This window comes from Streptomyces scabiei 87.22 (assembly GCF_000091305.1).
Lineage (GTDB): Bacteria > Actinomycetota > Actinomycetes > Streptomycetales > Streptomycetaceae > Streptomyces > Streptomyces scabiei.
The window spans coordinates 5,969,785-5,985,048 of record NC_013929.1 but is presented as its reverse complement, the minus strand read 5'-3'; the positions used below and the strand labels follow the sequence as shown (position 1 = coordinate 5,985,048).

General features: G+C 72.7%; 11 protein-coding genes. 1 reads left to right on the top strand and 10 read right to left on the bottom strand.

All coding sequences use genetic code 11. The features are described 5' to 3' along the window. Positions 1-628 precede the first annotated feature (628 nt). The 9 genes from SCAB_RS25715 to rsmI form a co-directional block, all read right to left on the bottom strand. On the bottom strand, positions 629-2,419 hold the full coding sequence (locus tag SCAB_RS25715) for an outer membrane protein assembly factor BamB family protein (RefSeq protein WP_013003005.1): 1,791 nt from the start codon (positions 2,417-2,419) through the stop codon (positions 629-631). Between the two features lie 332 nt (positions 2,420-2,751). Beyond that, a complete protein-coding gene (locus SCAB_RS25710) occupies positions 2,752-4,563 on the bottom strand; it encodes an ABC-F family ATP-binding cassette domain-containing protein (RefSeq protein WP_013003004.1) in 1,812 nt (603 codons plus the stop codon). 515 nt (positions 4,564-5,078) lie between these two features. Continuing rightward, on the bottom strand, positions 5,079-6,476 hold the full coding sequence (locus SCAB_RS25700) for an acyltransferase family protein (RefSeq protein WP_173402905.1): 1,398 nt from the start codon (positions 6,474-6,476) through the stop codon (positions 5,079-5,081). Positions 6,477-6,543: 67 nt separating this feature from the next. Beyond that, entirely contained in the window at positions 6,544-7,458 is a 915-nt protein-coding gene (locus tag SCAB_RS25695) for a 4-(cytidine 5'-diphospho)-2-C-methyl-D-erythritol kinase (RefSeq protein ID WP_013003002.1), read from the bottom strand. Then, the gene (rsmA, locus tag SCAB_RS25690; protein ID WP_013003001.1) at positions 7,455-8,405 is read right to left on the bottom strand and encodes a 16S rRNA (adenine(1518)-N(6)/adenine(1519)-N(6))-dimethyltransferase RsmA; all 951 of its coding nucleotides are present in this window, start codon (positions 8,403-8,405) and stop codon (positions 7,455-7,457) included. Before rsmA ends, SCAB_RS25695 begins: the two co-directional genes overlap by 4 nt. 199 nt (positions 8,406-8,604) lie before the next feature. Continuing rightward, positions 8,605-10,065, bottom strand: a complete 1,461-nt coding sequence (locus SCAB_RS25685; protein WP_013003000.1) for a resuscitation-promoting factor — start codon at positions 10,063-10,065, stop codon at positions 8,605-8,607. Positions 10,066-10,220: 155 nt separating this feature from the next. Further along, positions 10,221-11,123: a TatD family hydrolase gene (locus tag SCAB_RS25680; RefSeq protein WP_013002999.1), complete on the bottom strand. Its 903-nt coding sequence runs from the start codon at positions 11,121-11,123 to the stop codon at positions 10,221-10,223. Between the two features lie 59 nt (positions 11,124-11,182). Next, positions 11,183-11,590 (bottom strand): hypothetical protein, encoded by a 408-nt coding sequence (locus SCAB_RS25675; protein WP_037724592.1) that lies wholly within the window; start codon positions 11,588-11,590, stop codon positions 11,183-11,185. Positions 11,591-11,966: 376 nt separating this feature from the next. Then, positions 11,967-12,815 carry a 16S rRNA (cytidine(1402)-2'-O)-methyltransferase gene (gene rsmI / locus SCAB_RS25670; RefSeq protein WP_013002997.1) on the bottom strand — a complete coding sequence of 283 codons (849 nt, stop codon included), beginning with the start codon at positions 12,813-12,815 and terminating at the stop codon, positions 11,967-11,969. 113 nt (positions 12,816-12,928) lie between these two features. Here rsmI and SCAB_RS25665 point away from each other — a divergent pair, with 113 nt between their 5' ends. Continuing rightward, positions 12,929-14,668 carry a dolichyl-phosphate-mannose--protein mannosyltransferase gene (locus tag SCAB_RS25665; protein ID WP_041669640.1) on the top strand — a complete coding sequence of 580 codons (1,740 nt, stop codon included), beginning with the start codon at positions 12,929-12,931 and terminating at the stop codon, positions 14,666-14,668. A gap of 125 nt (positions 14,669-14,793) precedes the next feature. Here the strand turns inward: SCAB_RS25665 and SCAB_RS25660 are convergent, their stop codons facing one another. Then, on the bottom strand, positions 14,794-15,201 hold the full coding sequence (locus SCAB_RS25660) for a hypothetical protein (RefSeq protein WP_041669638.1): 408 nt from the start codon (positions 15,199-15,201) through the stop codon (positions 14,794-14,796). Between the last annotated feature and the right edge of the window lie 63 nt (positions 15,202-15,264).

The window sequence follows — 15,264 nt, the reverse complement described above, 5'->3', positions numbered from 1 at the left end:
GGAGGGCGGAAGAGGAACGGATGAGGAGACCGACCGGGTCACGGCGGGGCCGGGCGGCGCCGGCACCGGACTCCCGGCGCCCGGGGCCCGGACCGGCGCGCGGGACGGGCCGGCGTCCGGTACCGAGCGGGAGCCATGGACCGGGCCGACGGTATGCCCCGGTCCGTGAACACCAACCGGGCCGTCGACACCCATCGGACCGGTGCCACCGACCAGGCCGTTGCCACCGACCAGGCCGGTGACGAAGGCAGGGCCGGTGCCACGGGCCGGGGCGGTGCCACAGGCCGGGCCGGGGCCGGAGACCGGGGCGGTGCCACGGACCGACCTGAGACCACGGACCGGAGCAGTGCCACGGACCCGGTCGGGGCCACGGACCGAACCGAGGCCACAGGCCGGACCAGTGGCACAGGTCGAACCGAAGCCACGGACCGAACCGAAGCCACAGGCCGGACCGATGGCACAGGTCGAGCCGAAGCCACAGGCCAGGCCAGTGGCACAGGTCGAACCGAAGCCATGGGCCGGATCGAAGCCGCGCACCGGAGCGGCGGGCTCACGCGCCGGGCCCGGGGCGTCGCCCGGGTCGGCGGCCGGGGTGTCGTCCGGGCGTGGCTCGCGGTGGTCGTGCGGGTCACTTGCCGAAGGCCAGCATCAACTTCTCCTTCGTGTCGTCGACTCCGGTCAGCAGGGTGGTGGAGATGTAGAAGCGCCCGTCCACGTAGTCGACGGCCTTCGAGTAGAAGGAGCCCTCGATCTCCGCGGCGCTCGCCGGCATCTGGAGGAGCTTGGTCGCCTTGGGGGCGCCGGCGGCCGGGACGGACACCACCTGGCCGCCCGCGTCACGCGTGGGCTCCACGTACGCGAGGAGCTTGCCTCCCTCGGCCCTGAGCGGGACGATCTCCGCGTCGGCGGAGGGCGACTTCAGGCGCCACTTCTCCTTGCCGGTCGCGAGGTTCAGGGCGACGACCTCGTTCGTGCCGTCCTTCTCCTCGGTCGGCAGGTAGAGGGTGTTCGCGTCGGCCGCGACGGCCGTGCAGCCGGCCAGGTCACGGGTGAGGATGCCCCCGTCGCACTCGGGCGCGAACGAGTCGTCCGAGTCGACCTGCGAGCGGGTCGAACCGTCGGCCTTGAGGGTGGAGATGTTCCACGTGTTCTCTTCCTCGTTGGTGAGGTAGAGCACGATCGGGTCCACCGAGTAGGCGTGTTCGACCTTCCAGCCCTTGGGGATCTTCCGCGTCCACTTGGCCTTGCCGGTCCTCGGGTCCAGTTCCTGGACCTCGTCGTGCTCCTTGTCGGTGGTCACCGCGCAGGAGGAGACGGCGATCAGCCGCGTGCCGCCCGCGAACCCGGCCGGGTAGCACGACTGGCCGTAACTCTTCTTGTCGAACAGCTTCTTGCCGGTGTTGACGTCGTACGCCGTCCCGGACTGCGAGCGGCCCACCATGAGCGTGTCCCCGGTGACGGAGAGCCCGACGCTGATGGCGCTGTCGAACAGCTCGCCCTCCTCCACCTCCGCCGACCAGCCCTTGTCGCCGGTGTTCAGGTCGATCTGCTGGAGCTGGTCGCACTCGGCGTTCTTCGAGGTGTTCTTCTGGTACGCGACCACGACCCGGTCACCGGAGGTCGCCTTCGGGGTGACCGCGCAGATCTTGCCGGGGAACTCGATCGGGTCCCAGGCGGGGTCCCCGTCGGACACGTTGTAGCCGAAGAGCTGCTTGTACGCGGGCTTCACCGCCACCTTGTCGGTGACCCACTGGCCGGGGGCGCTCGCGCCGGAACCGGGGGCGTCGGGGGCGCTCTTGTACCAGAGCACCTTCGCCTCACCGGCCTTGACGTCCGCGTTGAGATCGGAGATGTCGAGGTCCTTGCCGCCGTCGCCGCTGCCGTCACCCTCGTTGACGGGCGCGGACGGCGCGTCCGAGGGCTTGTCGTCCCCGCTCGGGCCGGTGCTCTCCTTGGCGACCGGCTTCTTCTCGCCGTCGTCCCCGAGACGCGTCACCGCGAACACCCCGCCGCCGACCACGAGCAGCGCGGCCACGGCGGCACCGATGATCATCGCGGGCCTGCCCTTGAACGGGCTCTTGGAACCACCGCCACCGGCCGGCGGGGTGGGCCCACCCGGGTACTGCGCCTGCGGGTAGCCGTAACCGGCCTGCGGCGACGGGTTGTACGGGCCGGGCTGCGCGTAGGGGCCGGACTGCTGCGGCTGCCCGTACGGGCCGGGCTGGGTGTAGGGACCGGGCTGCGCGGGCGGCTGCTGCTGGGGGTACCCGTAGCCGGGACCCGGCGCGGGCGGGCCCTGCGGCGGGGGCGTCTGCGGGTAGCCGTACGGCTGTTGCGGCGGTTGCGGTTGTGACGGCGGCGGCGGGCCCTGCGGTGTTCCGTAGCCGCCCTGCGGCGGCTGATCGGGTGGCTGAACCATCAGCGCTTTCCCCCTGTTCGCTGCTTTCGAGCCACCCGTGGTCACGCGTGGTGTCGCTTCTCAGACTGTGAAGACTCTTCTCAGACGGCTCTTTCTATCACTGCGAGGCTCCTCCGCACGGGGCCGGTCGCACCCCTGTTCCCAAGGGAGAACCGGCCCGTAATGCCTCCGTTACGCTCCTTCACGCCCCCTTCACGGGACGCACGCCCCATACCCCGCAAGCCCTCCGCGCCCCGCCAGGGGGGCGGGGAACTGCGCGAGCAACCACGGTCGACCCGCACCCGGCATCGAACACCGGGCCAACTCGCGTCACCCCGCACGAAGCGGAGCGCTCACGCGTCGTCCGCCAGTTCAAGCCACCGCATCTCCAGCTCCTCCTTCTCCCCGGCCAGCGCCCGCAGCTCGGCGTCCAGCTCCCCCACCTTCGCGAAGTCCGTCGCGTTCTCGGCGATCCGCGCGTGCAACTTCGCCTCCTTCTCGGAGACCTTGTCCAACTGCCGCTCGATCTTCTGCAGTTCCTTCTTCGCAGCCCGCGCGTCGGCGGCGTTGCGCTGCGAGGTCTCGGCGGCGGGCTTCACGGCGATCCCGGAGGAGGCCGCGGCGGCCTCCTCCATGGCGTGCCGCCGCTCGATGTACTCGTCGATCCCGCGCGGCAGCATCCGCAGCGCCGCGTCGCCGAGCAGCGCGAACACCCGGTCGGTCGTGCGCTCGACGAAGAACCGGTCGTGGGAGATGACGATCATCGAGCCGGGCCAGCCGTCGAGCAGGTCCTCCAGCTGCGTGAGGGTCTCGATGTCGAGGTCGTTCGTCGGCTCGTCGAGGAAGAGGACGTTGGGCTCGTCCATCAGCAGCCGCAGGATCTGCAGCCGGCGCCGCTCACCACCGCTGAGGTCGCCCACCGGCGTCCACTGCTTCTCCTTGTTGAAGCCGAAGGTCTCGCAGAGCTGCCCCGCGGTCATCTCGCGCCCCTTGCCGAGGTCGACCCGGTCGCGGATCTGCTGCACGGCCTGGAGCACCCGCAGGTCCGGGTCCAGCTCGGCGACCTCCTGGGACAGGTAGGCGAGCTTGACCGTCTTGCCGGTGACGACCCGGCCGGCGGCCGGCTGCTTCTCCCCCTCGCTGCGGGCGGCGTCGGCCATGGCCCGCAGCAGGGAGGTCTTGCCGGCGCCGTTGACGCCGACGAGGCCGACGCGGTCACCCGGCCCGAGCTGCCACGTGAGGTGCTTCAGCAGCACCTTCGGGCCGGCCTGCACGGTGACGTTCTCCAGGTCGAACACGGTCTTGCCGAGCCGGGACGACGCGAACTTCATCAGCTCGCTCTTGTCGCGCGGCGGCGGCACGTCCGCGATCAGCTCGTTCGCGGCCTCGACGCGGAAGCGCGGCTTCGACGTACGGGCCGGGGCACCGCGCCGCAGCCAGGCCAGCTCCTTGCGGACCAGGTTCTGCCGCTTGGTCTCCTCGGTGGCGGCGATCCGCTCACGCTCGGCGCGGGCGAAGACGTAGTCGGAGTAGCCGCCCTCGTACTCGTAGACCGAGCCCTTCTGCACGTCCCACATCCGGGTGCACACCTGGTCCAGGAACCACCGGTCGTGGGTGACGCAGACGAGCGCGGACCGGCGCTCCCGCAGATGGTTCGCGAGCCAGGAGATGCCTTCCACGTCGAGGTGGTTGGTGGGCTCGTCGAGGACGATCAGGTCCTGTTCCTCGATGAGCAGCTTGGCGAGCGCGATGCGGCGCCGCTCACCGCCGGAGAGGGGGCCGATGACGGTGTCGAGGCCCTGCGGGAAGCCGGGCAGGTCGAGACCGCCGAACAGCCCGGTGAGCACGTCCCGGATCTTGGCGTTGCCCGCCCACTCGTGGTCCGCCATGTCCCGGATGACCTCGTGGCGGACGGTGGCGGCGGGGTCCAGGGAGTCGTGCTGGGTGAGCACGCCGGCGTGCAGGCCGCCGGAGTGGGTGACCCGGCCCGAGTCGGCCTCCTCCAGCTTGGCGAGCATCCGGATGAGGGTCGTCTTGCCGTCCCCGTTCCGCCCCACGACGCCGATCCGGTCCCCTTCGGAGACGCCGAGCGAGACCCCGTCGAGCAGGGCGCGGGTGCCGTACACCTTGCTGACGTTCTCGACATTGACCAGGTTGACGGCCATTACTCTCCTGCCACGGGGACGATCGACCCTCCAGGGTAGTCGGCGGGGTGGAGGGGGCGTGACGGGCGCCCGGGCCGGGGAGAGCGGGACGTCCCCCGCGTCGGGCGGCGGCCCGCCCGCGGCGACGGCGGCGACCGCCGGGGTCGGCGGCGACCGCCGGGGTCGGCGGCGACCGCCGGGGTCGGCGGCGACCGCCGGGGTCGGCCAGAGCCCCACGAAGACCCAGCGGTGCCTGGCCGCCGGGCCCCACGAGGTGCCGAGGGACGCTGCGGGTCCGGTGGGGGCCGGTCTTCCAGGGGCGCGGGGAACTGCGCGAGCAACCACGACGCACCCGCACCCGCTGCCGGAGGCCGCGCGCCCCGGGGGCGTGTCCACCCGGGGCGCACGGCGTTCGTGCGAGACCCGGGCGGCGCCGGTGCGGTGCGGGCGCGGCGTGATGCCGTCGGTGTCTCGGCGAGGAAGACGGCCGGGACGGCGTTCGCGTTGGCCGGCCGGTGCGATTCTTCCGCGCCGGCTCACACGGAACGGATCCGCGACGGGCGCCCACGCCCCGCGCGCTCCACCAGCAGCCAGCCCGCGACGGTCATCGCCACCGCCGCCGGCGCGCTCACCTGTACGGCGATCAACAGGGCCGTACGCCCCTCGAACAGCCCGCCGAAGCCGACCATCGACAGCCCCAGCACCCCGAAGAGGCAGAGCACGACCCCGACGGTGGCGGCCGCTCCGGCGTACGCCGTCGGCCCGTGCGCACTTCCGCGCGGGCGCGGGACACCGGCGCGTGCCGCGGGCCGCTCGAAGCGCCGGAAGGCGGCGACGAGCAGCGCGGTCAGGACCGCCGCGGCCGCGATGCGCGGGGGCAGCTGCGCCCACCAGGCGCCCGTCGCGGGCGCGGGCAGCGGCACCCGCAGCGCGAGCAGCGCGCCGTAGACGCCGAGCATGGCCGACAGGTGCCACAGGAACGCGGTCATCGACACGCCGTTGGCCGCCACGACCGCCCGCCACACCCTCGGCCGCTCCAGCCACCGCCCGGCCGGCCCGCGCAGCCACTCCACCGCGCCGACCAGCCACAGCCCGTGGCACAGCAGCGCGAAGGTCGGCGGCGCCATGTTGGACACCTTCTCGCCGGGCATCCCGACCATCGACAGCGGATACGGCCCGTACGCCACCAGCAGCGCGGCCCCCGCGAGCCCGGCCCCGGCGAGCAGGTACGGCCGGGTCAGCCGCCCGTCGGCACGCAGGAACCCCAGCTGGTGGACCGCGAGCCACACGAAGGCGAAGTTGAGGAACTCGACGTACGGCACGTCGAGGGCGAAGCGCAGCACGTCGACGGCGCCCGCCGCCGCGACCAGCGCCCCGAACGCGCCCCATCCGTACCTCTCGTGCAGCCTGAGCAGCGGCGGGGTGAAGGCGACCATCGCGAGGTAGATGCCGATGAACCACAGCGGCTGCGCGACCAGCCGCAGCGCCACGTCGAGCAGTCCGCCGCCTTGGCCCGCGAGCTGGAGGAGGACGGCCGCGACGCCCCACACCCCGATGAACACCATGGTGGGCCGCAGCAACCGCTGGAGGCGGGCGCGGAGGAAGGCGGGGTACACGGAGTCGCCGTCCGGGTGGCGGCGGCGGAGCGAGCGGTAGGACAGGGCGTGCGAGAAGCCGCCGACGAAGAAGAAGACCGGCATGATCTGCAGGGCCCAGGTGAGGATCTGCAGGCCCGGCTCGACGGCGAGGAGGTTGCCCACCTCGACGCGGCCGTCCTCCCCGCCGCCGGTGGTGACCGCCGCCATCAGCCAGTGGCCGAGGACGACCGTGCCCAGGGAGGCGACGCGCAGGAGGTCGACGTACCGGTCACGGGTGGACGGGGTGGCGGCGGCGAGTTCGCTCGCGCTCGCACCGGCATGCACGGTTGCACTCATGGGAGTACGGTCGCGCCGGCGCCCGGTCGGGCGTCAGCGCTCCCGTACTCAACTGCCGTCTGAGTACCTAGTCCTGGGCGCCCCGGACGACGGTCGCCCCCGGCGCGGGGGAGACGGCGACCCGCGCCGTCCGGCAGGTGCCGGACGCGAGCAGCTCCGCGGCGACGGAGTGGGCCGCGTCGGCGTCCCGGGCGAGGAAGGCCGTGGTCGGGCCCGAGCCGGAGACGAGCGCGGCGAGCGCGCCGGCCGCGCGGCCGGCGGTGAGGGTGTCGGCCAGCTTCGGGAAGAGCGAGAGCGCCGCGGGCTGGAGGCCGTTGGAGTCCGGCAGGAAGGCGGCCAGCGCGTCGGCGTCCCCCTTGGCGAGCGCGTCGAGCAGGACCTGGGAGGCGACGGGCTCGGGGACGGTGTCGTCCGCGTGCAGCCGGTCGAACTCGCGGTAGACGGCGGGCGTGGAGAGCCCTCCGTCGGCGACGGCGAACACCCAGTGGAAGGTGCCGCCAACGTCGAGGGGCCGGAGTTGCTCGCCCCGTCCGGTGCCGAGGGCCGCCCCGCCCACCAGGCTGAACGGCACGTCGCTGCCCAACTCGGCGCACATGTCGAGGAGTTCGTCGCGCGAGGCGTTTGTTCCCCACAGTGTGTCGCAGGCGAGGAGCGCACCGGCCGCGTCCGCGCTGCCGCCGGCCATGCCGCCGGCCACCGGGATGTCCTTGGCGATGTGCAGATGCACGGCCGGCTCGACGCCGTGGCGTTCCGCCAGCGCGAGGGCGGCCCGCGCGGCGAGGTTCGTCCGGTCCAGGGGGACCTGGTCGGCGCCGGGGCCCGCGCAGGTGACGGTCAGCTCGTCGGCCGGCGTCGCGGTGACCTCGTCGTACAGACCGACGGCGAGGAAGACGTTGGCCAGGTCGTGGAAGCCGTCGGGCCGGGCACCGCCGACCGCGAGCTGCACGTTGACCTTGGCGGGGACGCGAACGGTGACGCTCACGACTGGTGGTGCTCCTCGGTGTGGTTGCCGTCGTAGGTCCTGGTGCCGGTGCCGGGGCCGGTCATGGTGCCGGTGCCGGTGGCGTCCTCGGTGACGCGGTGCTCGGCGATGGCGGCGAACTCCTCGACGCCCAGGGACTCACCGCGGGCCTGCGGCGAGACACCGGCGGCGACGAGGGCGGCCTCGGCGGCGGCCGCGCTGCCCGCCCACCCGGCGAGGGCGGCCCGCAGCGTCTTGCGCCGCTGGGCGAACGCCGCGTCGACGACCGTGAACACCTCCCGTCTGGTGGCGGCGGTCTTGACCGGCTCGGTCCGGCGGACCAGCGAGACGAGCCCGCTGTCGACGTTCGGCGCGGGCCAGAAGACGTTTCGCCCGATCGCCCCGGCACGCTTGACCTCCGCGTACCAGTTCGCCTTCACCGACGGCACGCCGTACACCTTCGAGCCCGGTCCGGCGGCGAGCCGGTCGGCGACCTCCGCCTGGACCATCACCAGGGTGCGCTCGATGCTGGGGAAGGTCTCCAGCATGTGCAGCAGCACGGGGACGGCGACGTTGTACGGGAGGTTGGCGACGAGCGCGGTGGGCGGGGGGCCGGGAAGCTCGGTCACCTGCATCGCGTCCGAGTGCACGAGGGCGAAGCGGTCGGCGCGGGCGGGCATGCGGGCGGCGATGGTGGCGGGGAGCGCGGCGGCGAGGACGTCGTCGATCTCGACGGCCGTGACCCTGTCGGCCGTCTCCAGCAGGGCGAGGGTGAGCGAACCGAGACCCGGGCCCACCTCGACGACCGTGTCCTGCGGGCGGACGTCCGCGGTCCGCACGATCCGGCGGACCGTGTTGGCGTCGATCACGAAGTTCTGGCCGCGCTGTTTGGTGGGGCGCACGCCGAGCGCTGCCGCGAGTTCACGGACGTCTGCGGGGCCGAGGAGGGCGTCGGGGGGGCTGCTCACGGCACCCAGGGTACGGGGCGGGGTGGGGTGCGTTGTCGGGTGCGGGTCCGGTGGGGCTTCTCGCGCAGTTCCCCGCGCCCCTGAAGGATCAGGCCCCTGCGGGCCTGAAAAGCACGGGGCTCAGCCCCGGCTTTTCAGGGGCGCGGGGAACTGCGCGAGCAACCACGACGCACCCGTACCCGCCCACGAACCGCAGCCCTCACCCCCGCAGCCGCGCCCCGCAGTGCGGCCAGGGGCTCGCCCCCCGCTGCACATACAGCTTCTTCGCCCGCAGCGTCTGCTCACCCGCGGACGCGTCCTGCGGACGGCCGCTCCCGCCGAGGCTCTGCCAGGTCCGGGTGTCGAACTGGTACAGCCCCCCGTACGTCCCGGAGGCATCCACCGCGTTCGCCCGCCCCCCGGACTCGCACGCCGCGAGCCCCGCCCAGTTCAGCCCCTCCGCCCCCGCCACGGACGTGGGCATCGCCTTCGTCCCGACCTTCACGACCTGGTCCCGCGGCTCCCGCACGACCTCCGTGCGCAGCAGCCGGGGCCGCTGCCGGACCCCGTTGACCGTGCGGAGCGCGTACGTGATGCGGCGGGTGCCCGGCCGGCCCGCCCGCTCGACGACCTCCGTGCCCCGGAAGAGGGACGGGTCCTCGACGCGGTGCACCCGGAACGGGACCAGCACCTCGCGCACCTCCGTGGACCCGGTCACCCGCAGCACGGTCACCGTCTGCCCGTCCCGGGGGAAGCTGGACGCGTCGACCGAGGTGGTGTCCTCGCCGCGCAGGGTGATGCCGGCCTGTTCCACCGCCTCCCCCACGGTCGCCGCGTTCGTACGGATCGTCCGCGTCCGCCCGTCCGTCATGATCGTGACGGTGCGCTCGGTGCGGACGTCCAGCTCCAGCCCCTGACGCCCGATCCGCTGGGAGCGCGAGGTCGAGACGTACGCGCCCTCCGCACGGACCCCGAGCTGCTGGAGCGCCCCGTCCACCGTGCGGGCGGTCGTCCAGACCTGGCGCCGCCGGCCGTCCAGGGTGAGGGCGACGGGCCGCCCGTAGTGGACGGCGACCTCGTCACCGCTGCTCAGCGCGGTACCGGGGGCGGGGGCGACAACGTCGTGGGCGCCGAAGGCGACCCCCTCGTCGGCGAGCAGCTCGGAGACGTCGTCGGCGAAGGTGTGCAGCGTGCGCGGCCGCCCGTCGACCGTCAGCTCGATCGCCTTGTCCTTCGCCACGAACGCGGAGGTCCCGCCCGCGAGGAACGCCACCACCAGCGCCTGCGGGACCAGCCGCCGCAGCGATCCCGGCCGGTCGGCGGCCCGTCTGCGCCGCACGGCCCGCCGCGAGCCGCCCTCGCCGCCCTCGCCGGCCGCGCCGGCCCCGGAGAACGGCCCGTCCGGCTCCGCGGGCCGCCGGTCGGGGACGGTCCGGGCGGCGTAGGCGGGCCGGTACGTGTCCGCGTGGACCGTGTCCGCGTAGACCCCGTACGGCAGGGTCTCCGCCTCGTACGGTGGCGTCCCGGCGCCGTACGGCAGCGTCTCGGCCTCGGTCCCGTACGGCGGTGCTCCCGTCCCGTACGGCAGTGTCCCGGCGTCGTGCGCGACCGACGGCCGGCTCGTACCGTCCGGGCCATGGCTCTCGTAGGTCTCGTACGACGACGACTGCACGTTGCTCACGACGACACGCTCCAGAGGGGATCCGGGTCCGGGTCGGGCGACGTGAACCTAGCGGACTTCGGTCACCCTCCAAAGCAACGTGATCACGCAGTGTCGCGACACGGGCCGCTGATCATCTTTCTGGGTCACCCGGACGGCCCAAGGAGCGTGATCCGTCAGTAATCGAACGCCCTCGCCGTGTTCGCCGCGATCGCCGTCGCCAGCGCGTCCTCGCCGATCCCCCGCACCGCGGCCATCGCCCGGACCGTGACCGGAACGAGATACGGCGCGTTGGGCCGTCCGCGGTACGGCGCGGGTGTCAGGAAAGGCGCGTCCGTCTCGACGAGGACGAGTTCGAGGGGGGCGACGGCCAGGGCGTCGCGCAGCGGCTGGGCGTTCTTGAAGGTCATGTTCCCGGCGAAGGACATGAAGTAGCCGTGCTCGGCGCAGATCGCGGCCATCGCGGCGTCGCCGGAGTAGCAGTGGAAGATGGTCCGTTCGGGAGCGCCCTCCTCCTTGAGGACCCGCAGCACGTCGTCGTGGGCGTCGCGGTCGTGGATGACCAGCGCCTTGCCGTGCCGCTTGGCGATCTCGATGTGCGCACGGAAGGACCGCTCCTGGGCGGCCTTGCCCTCCGGGCCGGTGCGGAAGTAGTCCAGGCCCGTCTCCCCGACCCCCTTGACCTGCGGCAGCGCGGCCAGCCGGTCGATCTCGGCGAGCGCGTCGTCGAGTGCCGCGTCACCACCGGGGGTCCGCGCGCCCTGCCGGGACCAGCCGTCCGGGTCGCCGTGCACGATCCGCGGCGCCTCGTTGGGGTGCAGGGCGACCGTCGCGTGCACGGCCTCGTACCGCGCGGCCGTCTCGGCGGCCCAGCGGGAGCCCTTGATGTCGCAGCCGACCTGGACGACCGTGGTCACCCCGACGGAGGCGGCCTTCGCGAGGCCCTCCTCGACCGTGCCGGACTGCATGTCCAGATGGGTGTGCGAATCGGCCACCGGTACCCGCAGGGGTTCGGGGAGCGGGGGCGCGGCGTTCCTGTCGTTCTTGCCGGACGCGTTGCCGGAGTCGTTCGAAGGCATGCCCCGATCCTACGAATCGCACGATCGGGGCATGCCCTGCAGGCTCACTGGGGGGAGGATCAGCTCGCCTTGCGGTGGAACGGGTGCAGCAGGTCGGAGAAGTGCCAGTGGTGGTGCTCCCCGGCCTCCGCCGCCCCGGTGTCCGCCGCCCCGGTGTCCGCCGGGCGCGGCTTCGGGACGTGGCGCCGGTGCTCGGCGTCCCGGACCGACGACACCTGGCCGGCCCGCATGATGCGTACGACATGACCGTCGCAGTTCTGGCACGCCGGCCGGGACAGCGGGGACGGCACGACCTTGCCGTCGGCCACGTACATCACGAAGTCCCGGCCCTGGGCGTCGTTGTGGTGCTCGATCTCGTACGACTGCTCCCAGCCGTGCCCGCAGCGCATGCAGGCGAACGAGTAGGACTCGTGAACGACGGCGGTGGCGGTGTCGCGCAGCACTGCGCGCTCTGCGATCTCGGTCATTGCCAGCTCCTCTGGTCCGCTGGACGCCGAGGACGAGTACGTCCTCTGCACCCATAGGACTCCTCGGCGGACCTGAAGTGCACCCCACCTGCCGACTGTTGAAGCCGTTTTGGCCCGTCCTTGTGGGAAGGCCGCCCACGCGAGGGCTGTGCTTTGCTCTGCTTTGCCGGGGCATGGGGCGCGGGGGCGTGTATTGCGGGGCGCGGTGAAAAGCCGGGGCTGCGCCCCGTGCTCTCAGGCCCGCAGGGCGTTCGCTTTGAGGCCCGCAGGGGCCTGATGCTTTCAGGGGCGCGGGGAACTGCGCGACCAGCCCCCACCCACCCGCACCCGACAACGCACCTCACGTCACCCCACGCCACATCACCCCCCACGCCCCCTACGGCGCAGCCCTCTTCGACGCGACCACCGCGTCGAAGACCTCCCGCTTCGGCAGCCCCGCCTCCACCGCCACCGCGGCGATCGCCTCCTTGCGCCGCTCCCCGGCCTCCTCCCGGACCCGGACCCGCCGCACCAGCTCCGCCGCGTCCAGCTCCTCCGGCCCCTTCTCCGGCGCCCCCTCGACCACGACGGTGATCTCGCCGCGCACCCCGGCCGCCGCCCACTCGGCCAGCTCCCCGAGGGGCCCCCGCTTGACCTCCTCGTACGTCTTGGTCAGCTCACGGCACACGGCGGCCCGCCGCTGCGCGCCGAAGGTCTCGGCCATCGCCGTGAGCGTGGCGTCCAGGCGGTGGGGGGCCTCGAAGTAGACGAGCGTGCGCCGCTCCCCGGCGACCTCGCGCAGCCGCCCCAGCCGCTCCCCCGCCTTGCGGGGCAGGAACCCCTCGAAGCAGAACCGGTCCACGGGCAGCCCGGACAGCGCGAGCGCGGTGAGCACCGCGGAGGGACCCGGCACGGCGGTGACGCGGATGTCCTTCTCCACGGCCGCGGCGACGAGCCGGTACCCGGGGTCGGAGACGGACGGCATGCCCGCGTCGGTGACGAGCAGCACCCGCGCCCCGCCCACCAGCGCCTCGACGAGTTCCGGCGTACGCGCGGCCTCGTTGCCCTCGAAGTAGGAGACGATCCGCCCGCCCGGCTGCACCCCGAGCGCCTGGGTGAGCCGCCGCAGCCGCCGGGTGTCCTCGGCGGCGACCACGTCCGCACCGGCCAGTTCCTCGGCGAGCCGGGGCGGCGCGTCCGCGACATCACCGATGGGGGTACCTGCCAACACAAGGATTCCAGTCACCCCCCCATCCTCCCAGGGGCGGAGCGGTCGGCGGGGCGCGGGACCGGTGGCGGCGCCCGGCCCGGATTCCCGTCCCACGGGACTCCCACAGCCGTGTTCCCTACGATGGCGCGGTGACCAGTACCGCGTCCTCCACGGACACCCGGCAGGACCAGGCCACCGAAGACCAGCGGCCGTCGTGGCAGCACCGCCTGCGCCGATTCGGCTACGCGACGCCCCCCAGAGGCGATGTCCGCACCCGGCTCGTACCCCCGTACACCCGGCCGGGCCCACGGGTGTGGGCCGCGCTCGGGCTGCGCGAGAAGGGCGCGGCACGCCTGGTCCGGTGGTCGGCGTGGGGCGGTCCGCTGCTGGTGACGCTGTTCGCCGGGCTGACGCGGTTCTACAACCTGGGCAGCCCCAGGGCGGTGATATTCGACGAGACGTACTACGCGAAGGACGCGTGGGCGCTCGTCCATCGCGGCTACGAGGTCAACTGGGCGAAGAACGCCAACGAGCTGATCCTCCAGAACAACGGGAACGTGCCCATCCCGACGGAGGCGGCCTATGTGGTCCACCCCCCGGTCGGCAAGTACGTGATCGGCCTGGGCGAGCTGATGTTCGGGTTCGACCCGTTCGGCTGGCGTTTCATGACGGCCCTGCTCGGCACGCTCTCCGTGCTGATGCTGTGCCGGATCGGCCGCCGGATCTTCCGCTCGACGTTCCTCGGCTGCCTGGCGGGCGCGCTGATGGCGGTGGACGGCCTGCACTTCGTGATGAGCCGCACGGCGCTGCTGGACCAGGTGCTGATGTTCTTCGTGCTGGCCGCGTTCGGCTGCCTGGTCGTCGACCGCGACAAGGCGCGACAGCGGCTGGCCGCCGCCCTCCCCCGGGACGGCGACGGGGTGGTGCGCCCCGACGTCCTCGTCGCCGAGACGACGCGCCTGGGGTGGCGCCCGTACCGCTGGCTGGCCGGGCTCTGCCTGGGCCTGGCCCTCGGCACCAAGTGGAACGCCCTGTATTTCCTGGTGTTCTTCGGGATCATGACGGTGCTCTGGGACTACGCGGCCCGCAAGGTCGCCGGCGCCCGGCAGCCGCTGATCGCGACGCTCCAGCGCGACCTGGGCCTCGCGTTCCTGTCCACGGTCCCGGTGATGATCGCCACGTATCTGGTCTCCTGGACGGGCTGGATCCTCTCCCCCGACGACGGCAGCGGCGGCTACTACCGCAACTGGGCGGTGACCGAGGGCAAGGGCGGCTGGTTCGCCTGGCTCCCGGACTGGCTGCGCAGCCTGTGGCACTACGAGCACGCGGTCTACGAGTTCCACATCGGGCTGTCGTCCCCGCACACGTACCAGTCGAACCCGTGGAGCTGGATCGTCCTGGGCCGCCCGGTCTCGTACTTCTACGAGTCCCCGTCCCCCGGCAACGACGGCTGCGCGGTCGACACCGCCGACAAGTGCGCCCGCGAGGTCCTCGCCATCGGCACGCCGCTGCTGTGGTGGGCGGCCGCCTTCGCGGTCCTGTACGTCCTGTGGCGCTGGCTCTTCCGCCGCGACTGGCGGGCAGGCGCGATCGCCTGCGGTGTCGCCGCCGGCTATCTGCCCTGGTTCCTGTACCAGGAGCGCACGATCTTCTTCTTCTACGCCGTCGTCTTCCTGCCGTTCCTCTGCCTGGCCGTCACGATGATGATCGGCGCCATCCTCGGTCCCCCCGGCGCCCCGGAACGCCGCCGCGTGGCCGGAGCCGCCGGCGCCGGCGTCCTGGTCCTCCTGATCGCCTGGAACTTCATCTACTTCTGGCCCCTCTACACCGGGCAGCCGATCCCGATCGACAGCTGGCGGTCGCGGATGTGGCTGGATACCTGGGTTTAGCTGGACAGACATGCCGAGAGGGCGCGGCCATCGGCCGTGCCCTCTCGGTTGTTGGTGGTCATTAGCGGTTGTCAGTGGTTCACTTCGCACGGCCCGAAGACGGCCCGAAGGGACAGAGGAGCCACTCAGCCGAGCAGCGGCTGCACCAGGGCAAAGACCAGATATGTGCCAGCAAAACCGCCAGCCGCGAACGCCCAGCGCTTCGGCTGACTCAGCCCTACCGCCGGGCTACCAGCAGTACCTGCGGGCGCAGACCCAGCCACGTCGTAGCCGGCATAAGCGACGCAAGCTGCGAGGAGCAGCGCAACAACACCGCAGGCGATCTCCTGCGCGCTGGGAGCCCCTCCCTGCAGGTCCAGGATCGAACATTCGGTCGCTACCACCGTGACCGTCCCGATGACGGCGGTGCCAGCCGTGCCCCACGCGGTCCAGCGCTGGGCTCCTTCGGCGAGCGCTGACCGGAACGCCACGCGAGCCGCGACACTGGAGGCTAGAACAGTGCAAATCAGAGTGATGCCGATGACCATGGACATGGTGTCCCCCTCGGGGCGATATCCGGAGCGGCTGAGGGCACGACAAGATGACCCGGCAGAGAC

What these genes read in the sequence shown, in the direction of transcription:
- SCAB_RS25700 (WP_173402905.1), bottom strand. Translation starts at nt 6,476, where the DNA reads ATGAGTGCAACCGTGCATGCCGGTGCGAGCGCGAGCGAACTCGCCGCC.
- SCAB_RS25715 (WP_013003005.1), bottom strand. Translation starts at nt 2,419, where the DNA reads ATGGTTCAGCCACCCGATCAGCCGCCGCAGGGCGGCTACGGAACACCG.
- SCAB_RS25675 (WP_037724592.1), bottom strand. Translation starts at nt 11,590, where the DNA reads ATGACCGAGATCGCAGAGCGCGCAGTGCTGCGCGACACCGCCACCGCC.
- SCAB_RS25660 (WP_041669638.1), bottom strand. Translation starts at nt 15,201, where the DNA reads ATGTCCATGGTCATCGGCATCACTCTGATTTGCACTGTTCTAGCCTCC.
- SCAB_RS25710 (WP_013003004.1), bottom strand. Translation starts at nt 4,563, where the DNA reads ATGGCCGTCAACCTGGTCAATGTCGAGAACGTCAGCAAGGTGTACGGC.
- SCAB_RS25680 (WP_013002999.1), bottom strand. Translation starts at nt 11,123, where the DNA reads ATGCCTTCGAACGACTCCGGCAACGCGTCCGGCAAGAACGACAGGAAC.